At 63.7% G+C, this 18,811-nt stretch carries 15 protein-coding genes and 1 pseudogene; 2 read left to right on the top strand and 14 right to left on the bottom strand.

Annotation, left to right across the window (positions count from 1 at the left end; translation table 11 throughout):
• Position 1 precedes the first annotated feature (1 nt).
• The 6 genes from PQQ53_RS00835 to PQQ53_RS00810 all read right to left on the bottom strand — a co-directional run bounded on the left by PQQ53_RS00835 (position 2) and on the right by PQQ53_RS00810 (position 6,494).
• Positions 2-1,132 (bottom strand): acyl-CoA dehydrogenase family protein, encoded by a 1,131-nt coding sequence (locus PQQ53_RS00835; RefSeq protein ID WP_408149265.1) that lies wholly within the window; start codon positions 1,130-1,132, stop codon positions 2-4.
• Between the two features lie 12 nt (positions 1,133-1,144).
• Complete coding sequence (locus tag PQQ53_RS00830; RefSeq protein WP_408149267.1) at positions 1,145-1,822, bottom strand: SDR family oxidoreductase; 678 nt, start codon at positions 1,820-1,822, stop codon at positions 1,145-1,147.
• Positions 1,823-1,880: 58 nt separating this feature from the next.
• Positions 1,881-3,101 carry an acetyl-CoA C-acetyltransferase gene (locus tag PQQ53_RS00825; protein WP_408157407.1) on the bottom strand — a complete coding sequence of 407 codons (1,221 nt, stop codon included), beginning with the start codon at positions 3,099-3,101 and terminating at the stop codon, positions 1,881-1,883.
• Positions 3,094-3,870, bottom strand: coding sequence for a carbonate dehydratase (can, locus tag PQQ53_RS00820; RefSeq protein ID WP_408157409.1), 777 nt, complete (start codon positions 3,868-3,870; stop codon positions 3,094-3,096). Before can ends, PQQ53_RS00825 begins: the two co-directional genes overlap by 8 nt.
• A 92-nt stretch (positions 3,871-3,962) precedes the next feature.
• Positions 3,963-5,804, bottom strand: coding sequence for a bifunctional isocitrate dehydrogenase kinase/phosphatase (aceK, locus tag PQQ53_RS00815; RefSeq protein ID WP_408157411.1), 1,842 nt, complete (start codon positions 5,802-5,804; stop codon positions 3,963-3,965).
• A gap of 285 nt (positions 5,805-6,089) precedes the next feature.
• Positions 6,090-6,494, bottom strand: a complete 405-nt coding sequence (locus PQQ53_RS00810) for a MerR family transcriptional regulator (protein ID WP_168669483.1) — start codon at positions 6,492-6,494, stop codon at positions 6,090-6,092.
• 190 nt (positions 6,495-6,684) lie between these two features.
• Here PQQ53_RS00810 and PQQ53_RS00805 point away from each other — a divergent pair, with 190 nt between their 5' ends.
• Entirely contained in the window at positions 6,685-7,758 is a 1,074-nt protein-coding gene (locus PQQ53_RS00805; RefSeq protein ID WP_408323087.1) for an MBL fold metallo-hydrolase, read from the top strand.
• Positions 7,759-7,844: 86 nt separating this feature from the next.
• On the opposite strand, the gene PQQ53_RS00800 is transcribed toward PQQ53_RS00805, so the two are convergent.
• From PQQ53_RS00800 to argS, 6 genes are all read right to left on the bottom strand, one after another.
• Complete coding sequence (locus PQQ53_RS00800; protein ID WP_408150364.1) at positions 7,845-9,431, bottom strand: ABC transporter substrate-binding protein; 1,587 nt, start codon at positions 9,429-9,431, stop codon at positions 7,845-7,847.
• A 230-nt stretch (positions 9,432-9,661) separates the two neighbouring features.
• A complete protein-coding gene (locus PQQ53_RS00795) occupies positions 9,662-10,480 on the bottom strand; it encodes a helical backbone metal receptor (RefSeq protein WP_408157416.1) in 819 nt (272 codons plus the stop codon).
• 3 nt (positions 10,481-10,483) lie between these two features.
• The gene (locus tag PQQ53_RS00790) at positions 10,484-11,257 is read right to left on the bottom strand and encodes an SDR family oxidoreductase (RefSeq protein ID WP_408323086.1); all 774 of its coding nucleotides are present in this window, start codon (positions 11,255-11,257) and stop codon (positions 10,484-10,486) included.
• Positions 11,258-11,272: 15 nt separating this feature from the next.
• Entirely contained in the window at positions 11,273-11,911 is a 639-nt protein-coding gene (locus tag PQQ53_RS00785) for a thiol:disulfide interchange protein DsbA/DsbL (RefSeq protein ID WP_408150358.1), read from the bottom strand.
• A 159-nt stretch (positions 11,912-12,070) separates the two neighbouring features.
• Positions 12,071-12,889 carry an SPOR domain-containing protein gene (locus tag PQQ53_RS00780; protein WP_408157422.1) on the bottom strand — a complete coding sequence of 273 codons (819 nt, stop codon included), beginning with the start codon at positions 12,887-12,889 and terminating at the stop codon, positions 12,071-12,073.
• A gap of 61 nt (positions 12,890-12,950) precedes the next feature.
• The gene (argS, locus tag PQQ53_RS00775) at positions 12,951-14,741 is read right to left on the bottom strand and encodes an arginine--tRNA ligase (RefSeq protein WP_408150354.1); all 1,791 of its coding nucleotides are present in this window, start codon (positions 14,739-14,741) and stop codon (positions 12,951-12,953) included.
• Positions 14,742-15,196: 455 nt separating this feature from the next.
• Between argS and PQQ53_RS00770 the strand changes: the two genes are divergently transcribed.
• Positions 15,197-15,523, top strand: a complete 327-nt coding sequence (locus PQQ53_RS00770) for a DUF1840 domain-containing protein (protein WP_408323085.1) — start codon at positions 15,197-15,199, stop codon at positions 15,521-15,523.
• Between the two features lie 140 nt (positions 15,524-15,663).
• On the opposite strand, the gene PQQ53_RS00765 is transcribed toward PQQ53_RS00770, so the two are convergent.
• Entirely contained in the window at positions 15,664-15,873 is a 210-nt protein-coding gene (locus tag PQQ53_RS00765; RefSeq protein ID WP_408150350.1) for an acid-shock protein, read from the bottom strand.
• Positions 15,874-16,028: 155 nt separating this feature from the next.
• A pseudogene (gene metH / locus PQQ53_RS00760) lies at positions 16,029-18,773 on the bottom strand (methionine synthase); the annotation flags it as partial.
• Between the last annotated feature and the right edge of the window lie 38 nt (positions 18,774-18,811).

Below are 18,811 nucleotides of genomic sequence, written 5' to 3'. Positions count from 1 at the left end.
TTCAATCAAGACCGCGTGCGATCAATATTTTCTGGATGTCGCTGGTGCCTTCGTAAATCTGGCACACGCGCACGTCGCGATAAATCCGCTCGACCGGGAAGTCGCTCAGATACCCGTAGCCGCCATGAATCTGCAGGGCTGCTGAACAGATCCGCTCGGCGGCTTCGGAGGCGAACAGCTTGGCCATCGCGGCTTCGGTGAGGCACGGCTGACCGGCGTCTTTCAACGACGCGGCGTGCCAGATCAATTGGCGCGCGGCTTCGAGTTGCGTCGCCATGTCGGCGAGACGGAACTGCACGGCCTGGTGCGAAAAGAGCGGTGCGCCGAAGCTCTCGCGTTCCTTCGCATAGCTCAACGCTGCCTCGAACGCGGCGCGCGCCATGCCGACACTTTGCGCCGCGATACCGATGCGCCCGCCTTCGAGCCCCGACAGCGCGATCCGGTAGCCTTCGCCCTCTGCACCGATCAGATTCGCGGCGGGCACGCGGCAGTCTTCGAACACGATCTGCGCGGTATCCGACGAATGCTGGCCGAGCTTCTCCTCGACGCGCGCGACGATATAGCCCTTCGTGCTGGTCGGCACGATGAACGCGCTGATGCCGCGCTTGCCTGCCGCCTTGTCGGTCACCGCCATGACGATCGCGACGTCGCCGTTCTTGCCGCTCGTGATGAACTGCTTGACGCCGTTCAGCACGTACGCGTCGCCATCGCGGGTGGCGGTGGTGCGCAGCGCGGACGCGTCGGAACCGGCTTGCGGCTCGGTCAGGCAGAACGCGCCGAGCATCTCGCCGCGCGCGAGCGGCGTGAGCCAGTCGCGTTTCTGCGCGTCGTTGCCGTAGCTCAGCAGGATGCTGCACACCGGGCAGTTGTTCACGGAGATTGCCGTCGACGTGCCGCCGTCGCCTGCCGCGATCTCTTCGAGGATCAGCGCGAGCGCCAGCGCATCCATGCCGGCGCCGCCGTACGCTTCGGGCACCAGCACGCCATAGGCGCCGAGTTCGGCGAGTTGGCGGTGCGCCTCGCGCGGAAAGGTGCGCTCGCGGTCCCACGTGGCCGCATGCGGCGTGATCGCGTCGCGCACGAAGGTGCGCAGCGCGTCGCGGACCATCAGGTGATCCTGATCAAGCACCATGGCGCGGTCTCCTCACCAGTCGAGTTGCGTGCCGTCGTATTGATAGAAGCGGCCGTTGAACGCATCGCGTGCGCCCGCAGCCTGCGCGAGCACGTCACGCATGCCGGCGACGCTGCGCGCCGGGTCGATGGCGGCTTGCGCACCGCCCATGTCGGTGCGCACCCAGCCGGGATGCAGCGACACGCAGGTCGCGCGCCTTGCCTCCAGCGACGCGAGCTTCAGCGCGTCGTTCAGCGCCGCCTTGCTCGTGCGATACAACCAGCCGCTCGTGCCGCTCGGCTCGGCGATGCTGCCCATCTTGCTCGAGATGACCGCAAACACACCGCCCGCTTCTTCGACTAGGGGCAGCAGGATCGGCATCAATTGCATTGGACCGCGCACGTTGGTGTGCATCACGTGATCGAAGTCTTCGGCGGTGATCGCCTCGACGCCTTCGGTGCGCGGGCCGTACACACCCGACACCAGAATTGCCGCATCGAGCCGTTCGCCGTCGAGCTTCCAGCCGAGCGCGGCGATGTCCTCGGGCGCGGTCACGTCCACCGCAAAAGTCTGCGCGCCGAGTTCGTTCAGCGCATCGAGCGCGGCGCCGTCGCGCGCGGTGGCGAGCACGCGCCAGCCGCTGTGCCGGTACTGCCGGACGAATTCCTGGCCGATGCCACGCGACGCACCGACGATCAATACTGTCTTCATCGAATACCCCAGTTTTCAGGACGCCGCTTCAGATGCGGCGATTGCCACGATCCGCGCGTCAAACCAGTTCGACGCCCATCGCCGTCGCTTCGCCGCCGCCGATGCACAGTGTCGCGACGCCGCGCTTCAGGCCGCGCCGCTTCAGCGCGCCGATCAGCGTGACGAGAATGCGCGCGCCCGATGCGCCGATCGGATGGCCGAGCGCGCAAGCGCCGCCGTTCACGTTGACCTTCTCGTGCGGCAAACGGTGTTCCTTCATCGCGGCCATGGTCACGACGGCGAACGCTTCGTTCACCTCATAGAGATCGACTTCGTCAGCGCGCCAGCCGTTCTTCTCGAACAGCTTGCGAATCGCACCGACCGGCGCGGTGGTGAACTTCGCCGGTTCCTGCGCGAACGTCGAGTGGCCGACCACGCGCGCGATCGGTTCGACGCCGAGACGCTTCGCCGTCGATTCGCGCATCATCACGAGCGCGGCGGCGCCATCGGAAATCGACGACGAATTCGCCGCCGTCACCGTGCCGGTTTTGCTGAACGCGGGCTTGAGCGTCGGAATCTTGTCGAGGTTGGCCTTGAACGGCTGCTCATCGTGATCGATCGTGACTTCGCCCTTGCGGCTCGCCACTTTCACCGGTGCGATTTCCCACGCGAAAGAGCCGTCTTCGTTCGCGCGCTTCGCACGGTTGAGCGACTCGACCGCGAACGCGTCCTGCGCCTCGCGCGTGAAGTCGAACGACGCCGCGCATTCCTCGGCGAAGGTGCCCATCAGACGGCCTTTCTCGTACGCGTCTTCGAGACCGTCGTAGAACATGTGATCGATCACCTGGCCGTGACCCATGCGCATGCCGCCGCGCGCCTTCGGCAGCAGATATGGCGCATTCGTCATGCTCTCCATGCCGCCCGCCACGATCACGTCGACCGAACCGGCGGCCAGCATATCGTGCGCGAACATCGCCGCGCGCATGCCGGAGCCGCACATTTTGTTGACCGTGGTGCTGCCGGTGCTCAAAGGCAGGCCCGCGCCGAGCGCGGCTTGCCGCGCGGGCGCCTGGCCGAGGCCGGCGGGCAGCACGCAGCCCATCACCACTTCGTCGATCTGGTCGGGCTTGAGGCCCGCGCGCCGCACGGCGGCTTCGATCGCCGCCGAGCCGAGTTGCGGCGCGGTGAGCGATGCGAAGTCGCCCTGAAATGCCGCCATCGGCGTGCGCGCGGCGCTCACGATGACAACCGGATCGGCACTCGCTTCGGTTCGCTTTTCAGTCATGTCTGTCTCACTCATGTTTTAGCTCCTTGATCACACCTTCGACGATGGCCGGCACGTCGCCGAGCTGCGCCGCGTCCGCGGCGACCACGTCGTTGTCCGCGTTGCGCGGGCCGCTCGCCGACACGGCGGCCACGCACTCCTTGTAGGTTGCTTCGAGCGTGGCCGCGTCGCTGATCGTCATGCCGAGGTTGCGGATCTTGCCGTCATGCACGCCGTACGCCCAGCCGTGCACGGTCAGTTCCTGGCCGCGCGCCCACGCGTCGTTGACGATGGTGGTGCGGCACACGTTCACCACCTGTTCGATCGTATTCAGTTCCACGAGCCGCCGATGCCGCGCTTCGCCGAGCGGCCATTCTTCGATCAGCGCGGCGTGCTTCGCGCGCACGTCCTGCACGTGCGCGAGCCAGTTGTCGGCGAGACCCACGCGGCGGCCGTGCAGCGCCGCGCCGACCCCAGAGCAGCCGTAGTGGCCGACCACCATGATGTGCTTGACCTTCAGCAGATCGACGGCGAACTGGATCACGGACAGACAGTTCAGATCGGTATGCACGACCACGTTGGCGATGTTTCTATGCACGAACACTTCGCCCGGCGGCAGGCCGATGATCTGGTTCGCCGGCACGCGCGAGTCCGAGCAACCGATCCACAAATACTCCGGCGCCTGCTGATGCGCGAGGCGGGAGAAGAATTCGGGGTCTTCGGACAGCTTGCGGGCCACCCACGCGTCGTTGTTGTCGAACAGATGCGAGAGCGGATGGGAGGAGCTTGAAGCGTTTGTGTTCATGGTGCGTCTTGGTGGTTTTTCGACCGCTTGACCGGTCGAAGTCGTTACATAAAGTTCGGACGAGACATTCAACGAGGCGGGCGGCGCAGGCTTCACGCCACGCGCACGCTGCGCTCGTCAGGTGGCGCGTGCGGTGCATCCGGTGAAGCGGATGCCGATGCATCGGCAAAGCGTTCCGGATAACGGATGCAGAAGCGCTCGTGGCTGTCGTACGGGAAAAAGTCGGGCAGTTCGCCTTTCAATAGATGATCCTTGTGCCGTTGCCATAGCGCAGGATCGAAGAAGTCCGCGTGGTGCTGCATGAAGGAGCGGCGCACGCGTGGGTCGCCGAGCAGAAACGTGCCGTACGTCTCCGGGAAAATGTCGTGGGGGCCGACCGAGTACCACGGCTCGCCCGACATTTCGTCCTCCTCGTTACGTGGCGCCGGCACCGCGCGCACGTTGCAGTCGGTCAGATATTCGATTTCATCGTAGTCGTAGAACACGACGCGGCCATGACGCGTCACGCCGAAGTTCTTGTACAGCATATCGCCGGGGAAGATGTTCGCCTGCATCAGTTCCTTCACCGCGTTGCCGTATTCCTTGATGCCGTGCTCGACGTCGTCGTCGTTGCCGGTTTGCAGGAACAGGTTCAGCGGCACCATGCGGCGCTCGATGTACATATGGCGGATCACGAGGTTCTCGCCCTCGTATTCGAGCAGCGACGGCACTTCCTTTTCGAGTTCGCGCACGAGCGCTTCATCGAGCCGCGCCACCGGCAACGCGACGCTCGAATATTCGAGCGTGTCGGCCATGCGGCCGAGGCGGTCGTGCCGTTTGACGAGCTGATACTTCGCCTGGATCTGCGCGCGCGTGGTGTCTTTCGGCGGCGGGAAGTTGTCCTTGATCAGCTTGAATACATACGGGAACGACGGCAGCGTGAACACCAGCATCACGAGCCCCTTGATGCCGGGCGCGATGATGAACGGATCGCTCGAATGCGACAGGTGATGCAGCAGGTCACGATAGAACAGATTCTTGCCCTGCTTCTGCAAACCCACCGACGTATAGATTTCCGCCTTCGGCTTGCCCGGCATGATGGTGCCGAGAAATTCGACGTAAGCGGACGGCACTTCCATGTCGACGAGGAAATACGAATGCGAGAAGCTGAAGATGATCAGCAGTTGCTCGCGCCTGAGCAGCACGGTGTCGAGCGCGAGCACGCCCGGCTTCACATGGCGCAGCGGCACGGCGAACGGCAGCAGCGCGTCGCCGTTGATGATCCGTCCGACGATATACGCCGACTTGTTGCGGTAGAACAGCGACGAAAGCACGTGAATCTGGAAGTTCGGCGCTTCGTCGAAGACGCCGAACGCGTCGTGGATCGTCTGCATCACGCAGCCGACGTCGCGCGTCAGGTCTTCGAACGGCGGGTCGAGCTGGAAGTTCGTGACGATGCGCTCGAGCGTCGCGGCGAGTCCGTCTCTCGCCGGGTAGTACGCGCGATAAGTCGGCTTCGCGGCCGGTTCGTCGTTCTCGATGTATTCGGTCGAGATGGCCGGGCGCACGAAAATGAAGTCGTTGTTGAAATACGAGCGGTGCAGGATCTTGCAGCACACCGAATTGAAAAACGTTTCCGCGCACTCAGGCTGGCGGTGCGTGGTCAGGAGACCGATGTAGTGCAGCTTGATCTGCTGCCACACTTCGCTGTCGATGTTTTCCGCGTCGTATTCGTCTTCGAGCAGTTCGACGCATTCTTCGACGCGCTCGTCGTAGGAGGTAATGCGATCGCGCGCGAGCCTTTGCAGGCCGTGCCAGTCGCCGGTTTCGAAGAGCGTCTTCGCGTGGATCGCGGCGTCGCGGAAGATCCGGTAATGGCGGTCGAATCCTTCGAGCATCGTCTGGGCGACGTCAAAGCCGATTTGCGACGACAGCAGTTTGGGGAAGTGATTCATGTCGACCGTGCATTCGTCCCATGTCGTGAAGACACCCGTGATTGTATCGTCCGGGTGGGCCCGCGACGCATCGCGCCGCTCGGCTCGCGCCTTGCCGCCTTGTGGGCGTTGTCAGGCGTTCACCGACTTTCCAGCTATCTTCGCTCAATGCGCCGGTTTGGCATCGCTAACCGGCGCAAATTCCGGCAAAAAAATTGCTTCGTGCTGCGCTTGACTGCGTTACGTTGCGTTTATCCGGCTCGTGCCGTGCCGTGCCACGCCACGCCGTGCCACGTCACGCTTCGCTCATGCGGGCTTCGCCTCGCGTGCGCCACCGTCGAGCAACGCGCGCGCCTGGGCTTCGTATTGCGCGAGATCTTCGAGCGTCGCGTTCAGGTCTTCCAGTTGACGCTCCAATACCTCGCGATGACGCGCCACCGTGGCAAGAAACGCGTGCAATTGCGGCACGGTGTCGGTCGGCGATTCGTACACGTCCAGCAGTTCGCGAATTTCCGACAGCGTGAAGCCGAGCCGTTTGCCGCGCAGCGTGAGCTTCAGACGCGTTCTGTCGCGGCCCGAATAGACGCGCCGCAATCCGCTCGACCCTTCGCGGCTCGGCGAGAGTAAACCCTGATCTTCGTAGAAACGGATCGCGCGCGGCGTGACATCGAATTCCCGCGCGAGCTCGGTGATCGTGTATTGCGTATTCATACGGGGCATCCCGTGGCCGGGCAGAAAATCGGATTGGACGATAGAATCGACGTTTACGTTATCGTCAACCTGAGCTGAACGCAACCATTGCTGCAACCACGGCGCGACACGGCAAGCGCGCGCCACAACCACGCCGACCGGCATCGCACACCTCGCCATGCCGGACGGCCGACGGAGGAAGACATCCCCAATGAATGCACTCGAACATCAACTTCAATACCCATTCAACGACAGCTTGCCGGAAGCCGGCCAGACGATGGAAGTCGCGCCCGGCGTGTTCTGGCTGCGCATGCCGCTGCCTTTCGCGCTCGACCACATCAACCTGTGGCTGCTGCGTGACGAGATCGACGGCAAGCAGGGCTGGACGGTGGTGGATTGCGGCATCACGTCGGACACGATCAAGCAGAACTGGGAGAGCGTGTTCGACTCGCTGCTCGACGGCCTGCCGGTGTTGCGCGTGATCGTCACGCACTGCCATCCGGACCATATCGGCCTCGCGCACTGGGTGTGCAGCGGCGGTGACAGGAAGCGCTGGGACGCGCGGCTCTGGATGACGCTCGGCGAATACATGCAGGCTCGCGTGATGGCCGCCGGCGACGGTTCGAATGCAGGCGGCGAGGCGGCGGCGCGGCACTTCGCGCGCCACGGTCTGAACGATGAGGATTCGCTCGAGAAGCTGCGCAACCGCAAGAGCTACTACTCGAGCCTCGTGCCGGCGATCCCGGGGCAATACCGGCGTCTGCGCGAAGCCGATGGCGTGAAGATCGGCGGCAGGACGTGGCGGGTGGTGACGGGCTTCGGCCATTCGCCGGAACACTGCGCATTGCATTGCGAAGAAACCGGCGTGCTGATTTCCGGGGACATGGTGCTGCCACGCATTTCGACCAACGTGTCGGTGTTCGATATCGAACCGGAAGGCTCGCCGCTCGCGCTGTATCTGGAGTCGCTCGGCCGCTACGAGACCATGCCTGAAGAGACACTGGTACTGCCGTCGCATGGCAAGCCGTTTCGCGGCGTGCGCACGCGTATCCGGCAACTGCGCGAGCATCACGACGCGCGGTTGGCCGAAGTGCGCGAAGCATGTACTCAGAAGCCGCGGAGCGCCGCCGACATCGTGCCTTTGATGTTCAAGCGCCAGCTCGACATCCATCAGATGACGTTCGCGCTGGGTGAGGCGCTCGCGCATTTGCATCTGCTGTGGCTCGCGGGCGAGTTGAAGCGCACTCAGGACGCGGACGGCGTGATCCGTTTTTCAGCGTCGTGAGTGATGAGATCGCGTTGATGCGTCGATAAAAAAAGCCCGGTTATGCAAACCGGGCTTTTTTCTGTGTACCTTCGGGCAAGCGCGAATTACTGCACCGAGACCGTCCCGAAGTTGACCCGGCCAAACGGGCTCACGTGATAACCGCTGACGTTCGTGCGCGTGATCGCCGAGGCGGTCGGATAGCCGAGCGGAATCCACAGCGCCTGATCGTGGATGATCTGCTGCGCCTGTTCATACGCCTTGGTGCGCTTGGCCTGGTCCGGCGTGGCCTTGCCGTCGGTGATCAGCTTGTCGAGATCCTGATCGCAAAAGCGCGCGAAGTTGATCCCCGACTTCACCGCGTTGCAACTGAAGAGCGGCGTCAGATAGTTGTCCGGATCGCCGTTGTCGCCGGCCCAGCCCATGAACAGCGAATCATGCTGGCCTTGTTTGGCCTGCTTGATCAGCTCGCCCCACTCGATCACCTTCACGTCCGCCTTCACGCCGATCTTCGCGAAGTCGGCCTGCAGCAATTCGGCGCCGGCCTTCGGATTGGGGTTCAGCACGCTGCCGTTCGGACGCACCCAGATGGTCGTTTCGAAGCCGTTCGGATAGCCCGCATCGGCAAGCAGCTTCTTCGCTTTCGCCGGATCGTACGGCCAGCCCTTGATCGACTTGTTGTAGCTCCACGTGTTCGGCGGATACGGGTTCGTGGCCGGTGTCGCGGTGTTGTCGAACACGGTCTTCAGATAGGTGCTGCGATCGAACGCCATGTTCAGCGCCGCGCGCACCTTCTGGTTGTCGAGCGGCTTCTTCTGCGTGTTCAACGCGACGAACGCGGTCATGAACGCGGGCGTCTGCACGATCGCGAGCGACTTGTCCTGCTTCGCGTCGGCGAGATCCTGCGGCTTCGGCGACAGCGCGATCTGGCATTCACCCGCTTTCACTTTCTGTGCGCGCACGGTGGCGTCCGGCGTGATCGCGTAGATCAGGCGGTCGATCTTCGGCTTCGGCCCCCAGAAGGTCGGGTTCACGTCGTAGCGGATCACCGCGTCCTTCGTGTAGCTCTTCAGGACGAACGGGCCGGTGCCGATCGGCTTCGCGTTCAAATCGGTCTGCTTGCCCGCCTTAAGCAACTCGTCGGCGTATTCGGCCGAATAGATCGATGCGAAACCCATCGTCAGGATCGGCACGAAGGTCGCGTTCGGTACAGTCAGTTCGAACTTGACGGTGTTGTCGTCGACCTTGCTGATCGACTTGATCAGCTTCGGCAAGCCCATCGACTGCGCATGCGGAAAGCCGCTCGCGCCCGTCACCTTGTGCCACGGATTGCTGTCGTTGAGCATGCGCTCGAACGTGAAGACGACATCGTCGGCGTTCAGCGCGCGGCTGGGCTTGAAGTAGTCGGTGGCCTGAAACTGCACGTTCGGGCGCAGATGGAACGTGTAGGTGAGGCCGTCGGCGCTCACGTCCCACTTCTCGGCCAGCGCCGGCACCACCTTCTTCGTGGCCTCGTCGTACGAGACCAGCGAGTTGAAGATCACATCGGCCGACGCGTTGGTCGTGACGAGCGAATTGAACTGCACCACGTCGAAGCCGTCCGGGCTTGATTCGGTACAGACGGTCAGCGGTTTGGCGAGCACGAGCGCGGGCGCCGTGAACAGTAGGGCGGCTGCGAGCAGTTTGAAGCGCATAGGTTCTCCCATAACGAGCGCAGTCAGTCGGTGCGTCTGGTTGTGCGTTATTCCGGTGACGAGGGACGGGCGTCGACGCCGCCCTGATTGTGATACGTTTCCGGCGCTCGCGCATGGTGTGGGTGATCCCGGCTCATGCGCGCCGCGTGCCTTCGCGAAAGCTTATCGAAGGGAGATTATGGCGACAACAACTTAATCCGCATATCCATATGGAGAGCGGACGTCCGCGCTCATGGCGTTGACGCAAGCCGCTGCAGATAAGCGACGCCTTCGATCGCGCGCACGCCATACCACGACACCATTTCGCCGTCGATCAACTCGATGCGCTTGCCCGCCAGCCTCGGGTCACGCGCGAGCGCGTCGCGATGCGTCTGCGTGAAGCGATACGGCTCGCTGGACAGCAGGATGCGGTCGACATCGGCGAGCCACGGCGCGTCGTCGAAGTCGAGCATCGGATAACGCGCGGCGCCCGACGCTCCGCCTCGCACATCGGGCAGCGTGCGCCAGTTCACGAGCCTCAGCATCGCGGCGATGTATGTGTCGCGCGCCACGCTCATCCACGGCTCGCGCCAGATTAGATACAGCACGTTTTGCGCGACGAAAGCCTGCGCCGCAGCTTCGCGCAGCCGGCCTTCGAGTCTTTCGCCGAGCCTTTGAGCTTCCTGCTTACGGTCGAAGATCGCGCCCAGCAGCGCGTAAAGCGAGAGATTGTCTTGCGGTGTCTGCGGATGAGTGACGACGATATGCGGCACGAACGCGCGCAATTGCTCGACGGTGTCGCGCTCGTTTTCGTCGATATTGACGATCAGATGAGTAGGGCGCAGCGCGCGAATTGCGTCCAGCTTGACGGCCTTGGTGCCGCCGACCTTGCGGACCTCGCGCACCTTGTCGTGCGGATGCACGCAAAAGCCGGTGCGCCCGACGATCTGCCGGTCGAGCCCAAGCGCGAAAAGTGTTTCGGTGACGCTCGGCACCAGCGAGACGATGCGCGCGGCGGCGCCCGCTGTTTCGTGCGCGACGCCGGCTGCATCGACCGCACGTGGTTGCATGATTTATTCGGCGGCGACGCGCGGCTTGCGCGGCGCGCGTTCGAACGCGCGGTCGTAGAGCCAGCGCGGCAGCACGTGCAGCAGCATCGCGACGATGCGCATCTGCCACGGAAACACCGCGAACGCCGTCTGCTGCTCGACCGCATGCGCGACCTTGGCGGCGAAACGGTCGGCGTCCATCAGGAACGGCATCATGTACGGGTTGTGCTCGGTCATCGGCGTGCGGATATAGCCGGGCGCGATGGTAACGACGCCGACACCGTGCGGCCGCATCTCGACACGCAACGCTTCGAGATACTTGAGCGCCGCCGACTTCGACGCGCTATAGGCGCCCGAGCCCGGCAAGCCGCGCACACTGGCGACGCTGGCGATGCCGACCAGCGTGCCGCGCTTCGCGGCGACCATCGCGGCGGCGAACGGTTCGAAGGTGGCGACCATGCCGAAGTAGTTGACGTCCATCACCTCGCGGAAGGTGCGCAGATCGCCCTGTCCGGTGACCGCGCCGCGGCTGATGCCGGCGTTGGCGATCACGATATCCGGCAGGCCGTGTTGCGCGATGAACTGCGCGGCCGCTTCGGCGAGCGCTTCGGCGTCACGAACGTCGACGGAATAAATGGAGATGGTGTTGTGCGGATGGGACTGCTGGAACGCGGCGAGCGCGCCGCCGCGGCGGGCAACCAGGCCGAGAATCGCGCCGCGCCGCGCATAGTCGGCGGCAAGCGCGAGGCCGATGCCACTCGAAGCGCCGGTAATGAAAACCTTCAGCGGTGAACTCATTCCGGCGCCTCGTCTTTACATCTTCCTGGCGCGGACTTGCTGCACCAGGTAGTCGAGCACCTGGATCGTGCCCGGCAGGCTGTCGGTCGCGGCCGGGCCGGTTTCATACTTGCCTTGCACGGCCAGCGTCGGCACGCCGTCGATCTTGTACGTGTCGAGCATCTTCTTGTCTTTCTGCAGCGCGCTTTGCGTCGAGAACGAGTTGTACGCTTCCATGTACTTCTTCGGATCGACGCCGAGCTTCGCGAGGAATTTACTCTGGTCTTCCGGCGTCAGCAGGTAGTTCTTGTTGACGTGGATTTCGTTGAAGATCTTCGGCGTGAGTTCGTTCACGACGCCGAGTGCGTCGAGCGCGTGGAACATCTTCGAGTGCGGAATGAAGTCGTCGCGGAAGGCGACCGGCACGCGCTTGAACACGACGTCCGGACCCTGCTTCTTCGCCCATGCTTCGAGGTACGGGTTAAATTCGTTGCAGTGCGGGCAGCCGTACCAGAAGAACTCGATGACTTCGATCTTGCCGGCCGGCACGTCGGTAGGCTGCGGCGAAGCCAGCACGGTGTAGTCCTTGCCCGACACCGGCGCGGCCGGCGACGCCTGCGCCGAGGCGGCAATCAGACCCAGCGAAAGAAACAGAATGCTCAGCAGTTTTTTCATGTTGTGTTGACTCGAGTAGGCGGAGAAACGGTGGCGCCACGCAAATGCCCGTCACCGTTTCCAGATTCGGCATTGGACGTTGCAACTGTCCGACGAGTTGTGACACGCACCGCGCACCGATAGTTTCGGTGGCCGCGCGTGCCGACGTTTACCGTTTGTTTATTGTTTGGTGAAGCGGATCACGGCGGTATCCACGCCCGCGTCCGACAGACGCTGACGGCTCGAATTCATGTCTTCGAACTTCGAGAACGGTCCGATGCGCACGCGATAGTACGTCACGCCGCCCGCATCCCGCTGGGTCACCTTCGATTCGAAGCCCTGGAACGCGAGACGCGCGCGCTGCTGTTCGGCATCGGCTGCGGTCTTGTATGCGCCCACCTGCAGGAAGTAGCCGGTGTTCGCATCGCCCGGCGCTGGCGCCGCGCTTGCGCCCGGCTTGGCGGCGTTAGCGGTAGCCGGGGCCGAGGTACTCTTCGGCGCGGAGCCCGCGGCGGTAGCGGCCGGCGCGCTGGAGGCTTGCGGCTTTTTCGCCGGAGCGGGCACGGCGGACGTGCCGGTACCGTTATCCTGCGAAGGCTTTGGCGCGACCGCCGTGCCGTTCGCATTACCTGCCGACGGCGGCACTTCGACGATCTGCGGTTCTTCGAGCATGCCCGACTGGGTCTGCGAGTTGGTCTGGCCCGGTGCGGTATTGGGCGGCGCGGGTTGCGCTGCCTGCGGCACCGGCTGGCCCGGCGTCTTGCCTTGCAGCGGACGGTTCGGGTCATATTGCGTCTGGCTCGCGCCGGCGTCCGACGCCGCGGGCGGCGCCACCTTCGACACGAACGGCGTAGGCGCACGGGTGATATACAGCGCCACCACTACCGCGATCGCAAGGCCAACGATCAGGCCCAGCACGATGCCGAGAAAAGTCCCCCCGGTTTGTTTCGATTGCTTTGTTGTGCGGCGTGGTTTTGCCATCGTACGAATCACCTGCAAAAAGAATCCTGGAACGGCCGTCGATTATAACGACGGCCGCGTGCATGTTGCGTCGGAGGACTTACATCTTGACGGGAGCGGAGACGCCGATCGTCGCGAGACCGTTGGCCAGCACTTGACGCGTGGCCGCGAGCAGCGCGACGCGTGCATTGCGCTCGGCCGCATCGTCGACCAGCACGCGTTCGGCTCTGTCATTGTAGAACGAGTGGAATTCGCCGGCGAGGTCGCGCAGGTAGAACGCGACCGCGTGCGGCGCGAGTTCGTCGGCCGCGTGTTGCAGCATGTCCGGGAATTCGGCGAGCTTGTTCAGCAGGGCCATCGCGCGTTCGCTCTTGAGCGGTGCGACGTCTACGTTCGCGAGCGTGCTTTCGTCCGTGTTGTAGCGCGCCTTGCATTCGGCGATCACCGAGCAGATCCGTGCGTGCGCATATTGCACGTAATGCACCGGATTTTCGTCGTTCTGCTTCAGTGCGAGGTCGATGTCGAACACGAACTCCGTGTCCGCCTTGCGCGAGATCAGGAAGAAGCGCACCGCGTCCCGGCCGCGGCGAATCGTTTCCTCGTCGATCAGGTCGACAGCGGCTTCCGAACCCGGCGTCGCGCCGCCCGACCATTCGATCAGGTCGCGCACCGTCACGTAGCTGCCGGCGCGCTTGGAGATTTTCACCTCTTCGCCGTTGCGCATGACCGTGACCATCTTATGCAGGATGTAGTCGGGATAGCCCTTCGGAATGCCGACGCCGAGACCCTGCAGGCCGGCGCGCACGCGCGCGATCGTGCCGTGGTGGTCCGAGCCCTGAACATTGATAACTTTAGTGAAGCCGCGCTCCCACTTGGCGACGTGATAGGCGACGTCGGGCACGAAGTAGGTGTAGGTGCCGTCGGTCTTGCGCATCACGCGGTCTTTGTCGTCGCCGTCGTCGGTGGTGCGCAGCCACAGCGCGCCTTCCTGCTCGTAGGTCTTGCCGGCGGCGATCAGCGCCTCGACGGTTTTCTCGACCCGGCCTTCCGTGTACAGCGACGACTCCAGGTAGTACTGGTCGAACTTCACGCCGAAAGCCTGCAGGTCCATGTCCTGCTCGCGGCGCAGATACGCGACCGCGAAACGGCGGATCGCTTCGAGATTCTCGACGTCGCCCGCGCCGGTGACCGGCTCGCCGTCGCTCGCGGCCACCGTCGCGCCGTTCAGATAGTCCTTCGCGATATCGGCGATGTACTCGCCGTTGTACGCCGAAGCCGGCCAGCCCTCGTCGCCGGGAGCGAGGCCGCGCGCGCGCGCCTGAGTGGACAGCGCGAGCGTGTGGATCTGCACGCCGGCGTCGTTGTAGTAGAACTCGCGATGCACATCCCAGCCCTGCGAGGCCAGCACGTTCGACAGCGCGTCGCCGAGCGCGGCCTGGCGGCCATGGCCGACGTGCAGCGGCCCGGTCGGGTTGGCCGACACGAATTCGATCAGCACATGCTTGCCGGCGTCGCGTTGCGAGCGGCCGAATGCGCCTTTCTCGGCGAACACGGCGGCAATCACCGCCTGCTTGGCCGCGGCCGTGAGGCGCAAGTTGATGAAGCCGGGGCCGGCCACTTCGGCTGCTTCGACGAGACCCTGGGCATGCGGCTGCGCGAGCAGCGCGTCGACGATCTGCTGGGCCAGCTGGCGCGGATTGGCGCGCAGCGGCTTGGCGAGTTGCATCGCCACATTGCACGCGACGTCGCCGTGCGCGGCGACCTTCGGGCGTTCGAGTGTGATGGTGGGCGACACGAAAGCGGCTTCGCTCGCGCCTTGCGTGGCGAGCGCGACCTGCTTCACGGTGTCGGCGAGCAGGGTTTCGAGGGTATGTTTATGTGCGGGCAGCATGCTTGTTGCGAGTCCAGTGAGGCAATCCGGTGATGCGGAAGAGGCGCCGGCCGCGTGGCTGGCGCGGCCGATTCGTTAGAAGCGTGGAAAGCGGCGAGGCACCGGCGCGGCTTTTCGAAGGCGCCGGGGTACATCCGAAGCGCCATCGGGCACGTTGTCTGCAACGCGGTAAGCGGTGCACGGCAACTTGCAGCGGTGTCGACTGCCACGGCATGCGAGTTGGGGCCAACCGGCCCGGCCACGCTGCTTGCGCTTCGCCTCGCGCGGCGCAGGGCGGCGCGCTTTTCCGTCCAGACGGATTTTAGCAGGTGCTAATATGTTCAATGAGATGCCCAGCAAGGGCCGTGGCCGCCGCGCCTGACCGGCGAGTTGTCGTGACAGGCGCGTCATGCGCGCCGGCAGCCGCCTTCGGGCCGCTCGCGCGTCGATCCAACATAACGAAAAAGGGAACAGTCATGCTGATTACTTTCAAATGCCGCGCCTGCCCAGACGTGATGATGCTGGAGAATCTGGCTCAGTATCTGGTCGGCATTGTCGGCAAACGCCTTGGGGAGCGGGGCGTCATCACTCACGACGAACTGGGCCCGGCTATCGAGAAGCTCGAAACCGCCATCACCTTCGACAAGCAGGAACGCGCCGAGCACGACGGCCATTTCCACGAAGGCGAAGATGGTCATGATCATCACGAGATTCCGCCGGGGCTCGCGCAACGCGCGTATCCGTTCCTCGACATGCTGCGCGCGGCGCAGAAGGCAAACGCGGACATCGTTTGGGGGCTCTGACCCCCCGCATGCCGCGCGAGAGCGTGTGCGGCAGCCGCAATGGCTGACCACGCGAGGCCCGAGGCCTGACGCACCAATGAAAAGAGCCCGCTCGACGCGGGCTCTTTGTTTTTGCAGCGGGCCGGGGCCGGCCGTGCCGCTTACTGGCTGGCGGCCACTGCCGGGGCGGCAGCGGGCGCCGACGCACCTTTCTTCGTCTTCTGCTTCTTCGGTTTCTTGACGTGCTTCTGAACCGGCGGCGAATACGAACTGACCGCGCTGGAGCCGCCGGGGGCGGCGGGCTGGGCCAGCGCCGCCGAGGCGCCCACGGCAAGCGAAACAGCAGTCAATAACAGCGCCAGCTTTTTCATACGATTTTCTCCGTTGACGATTGCAATTAGATAAGCCGACGCGTTTTGGCCGCGCCTGGCGGGATGAAACCGACCCAGTCTACAAAGCCGAAAATTACGCTGCCGCAAATATTCAGTCTTTCAGACCCGATATGGTGGGTTTCCCGCCACAAGGCTTACAGCAATGGCGCCAACGCGCGCTCGGCGTCCTTTTTCGACAGCGACATGCGCTGCGCGTAGTCTTCGAGCTGGTCCTGGCCGATCTTGCCGACCGAGAAATACGTGCTGTCCGGGTGCGCCAGATAGAAGCCCGACACGCTGGCCGCCGGCAGCATCGCGAGGGATTCGGTCACGCTCATGCCGATTTCGGTGGCGTGCAGCACGTCGAACATGTCGCGCTTCACGAGGTGATCCGGGCAGGCCGGATAGCCGGGCGCCGGACGGACGCCGCGATATTTTTCGGCGATCAGCTCGTCGTTCGAGAGGGTTTCGGTGTTCGCGTAGCCCCACAGGTCGCGCCGCACGCGTGCGTGCAGCGCTTCGGCGAACGCTTCGGCGAAGCGGTCGGCGAGCGCCTTCAGCATGATCGCGCTGTAGTCGTCGTGATCCTTTTCGAACTGCTTTTCCTTCACGTCGACGCCCAGACCCGCCGTCACCGCGAACATGCCGATGTAGTCGGCCACGCCTGAGTCTTTCGGCGCGATGAAGTCGGCGAGCGACCGGTTCGGCCGCATCACGCCGTCCACCACCGGCCGCACGCTTTGCTGGCGCAGGTTGCGCCACGTGAGTGCGACTTCCGAGCGCGATTCGTCCGTGTAGATTTCGATGTCGTCGTCGTTGACCGTGTTGGCCGGCAGCAGCGCGATCACGCCGTTGGCCTGCAGCCAGCGGCCCTGGATCAGACGCGCGAGCATCGACTTGCCGTCCGAGAACACGCGTCTTGCCGATTCGCCGACGATCTCGTCGTTCAGGATCGCCGGATACGGACCGGCCAGGTCCCAGGTCTGGAAGAACGGACCCCAGTCGATGTAGTTCGCGAGCTCGTTCAGATCGAAGTTCTTGAACACACGGCGGCCGATGAATTTCGGCTTGACCGGCTGATAGTTCGCCCAGTCGACCTTGGTCTTGTTCGCGCGGGCTTCGGCGAGCGTGACCATCGGCTGCGCTTTCTTGTTGGCGTGCTGGTCGCGGATGCGGTCGTAGTCGGCCTTGAGTTCGTCGACGTATTTTGCCGCGCCTTCATCGGACAGCAGGCTCGACGCCACCGACACCGAGCGCGACGCGTCCGGCACATAGACCACCGGGCCTTCGTAATGCGGCGCGATCTTCACCGCGGTGTGCACGCGCGAGGTGGTCGCGCCGCCGATCAGCAGCGGAATCTTTTTCACGCGGAAGTAGTCGTCGCGCTGCATTTCCGACGCGACGTAGGCCATCTCTTCGAGGCTCGGCGTGATCAGCCCGGAGAGCCCGATGATGTCCGCGCCTTCGACCTTCGCCTTCGCGAGAATGTCGTTGCACGAGACCATCACGCCCATGTTGACCACTTCGAAGTTATTGCACTGAAGCACCACGGAGACAATGTTCTTGCCGATGTCGTGCACGTCGCCCTTCACCGTGGCGATGACGATCTTGCCCTTCGCGCGCACGTCGGCGCCGGCTTCGGCGAGCTGCTTCTTTTCTTCTTCGATGAACGGGATCAGATGCGCGACCGCCTGCTTCATCACGCGCGCCGATTTCACGACCTGCGGCAGGAACATCTTGCCCTGACCGAACAGGTCGCCGACGATGTTCATGCCGTCCATCAGCGGACCTTCGATCACGCTGATCGGGCGGCCGCCTTCCGCCGCGATCTTCGCACGCACTTCCTCGGTATCTTCGACGATGAAATTGGTGATGCCCGACACGAGTGCGTGCGCCAGACGTTTTTCGACCGGCTGGTTGCGCCACTCGAGGTTCTCTTCCTTCTTCGCGGCGCCGGTCTTGAACTTGTCGGCGATTTCGAGCAGACGGTCGGTGCCGTCTTCACGACGGTTCAGCACCACGTCTTCCACGCGCTCGCGCAACTCGGGGTCGAGGTCGGCATATACGCCGAGCTGGCCCGCGTTGACGATGCCCATGTCCATGCCCGCCTGGATCGCGTGATAGAGGAACACGGTGTGGATCGCTTCGCGCACCGGGTCGTTGCCACGGAACGAGAACGACACGTTCGACACGCCGCCGCTCACCTTCGCGTACGGCAGGTTCTGTTTAATCCAGCGCGTCGCGTTGATGAAGTCGACCGCGTAGTTGTTGTGTTCTTCGATACCGGTGGCGACCGCGAAGATGTTCGGATCGAAGATGATGTCTTCCGGCGGGAAGCCGACTTCGTTCACGAGGAAGTCATACGAGCGTTTGCAGATCTGCGTCTTGCGCTCGAAGGTGTCGGCCTGGCCCTGTTCGTCGAAGGCCATCACCACGGCGGCCGCGCCGTAGCGGCGAATCAGGTTCGCGTGATGGCGGAACGCCTCTTCGCCTTCTTTCAGCGAGATCGAGTTGACGATCGCCTTGCCTTGCACGCACTTCAGGCCCGCTTCGATCACTTCCCACTTCGACGAGTCGATCATGATCGGCACGCGCGCGATGTCCGGCTCCGACGCGATCAGATTCATGAAGCGCACCATCGCCGCTTTCGAATCGAGCATCGCTTCGTCCATGTTGACGTCGATGACCTGCGCGCCGTTTTCGACCTGCTGGCGCGCGACGGCAATCGCATCGTCGAACTGGTCGTTCAGGATCATTCGCGCGAACGCTTTCGAGCCAGTCACGTTGGTGCGTTCACCGACGTTGATGAAAAGCGTCCCGGACGTGACGTTGAACGGCTCGAGGCCGGCAAGGCGCATGGTGTGATCGGTCATGGCGTATGTGCGAGTCGATTGCTTGCGTTGAGGTGCGGCTACGGTGCGGCTATTTCGGTACTGCG

Origin of the sequence: Paraburkholderia strydomiana, assembly GCF_046030495.1 — a bacterium.
Lineage (GTDB): Bacteria > Pseudomonadota > Gammaproteobacteria > Burkholderiales > Burkholderiaceae > Paraburkholderia > Paraburkholderia strydomiana_A.
Note: the sequence above shows the minus strand (reverse complement) of the source record. Positions and strands in the feature narration are given on the sequence as shown.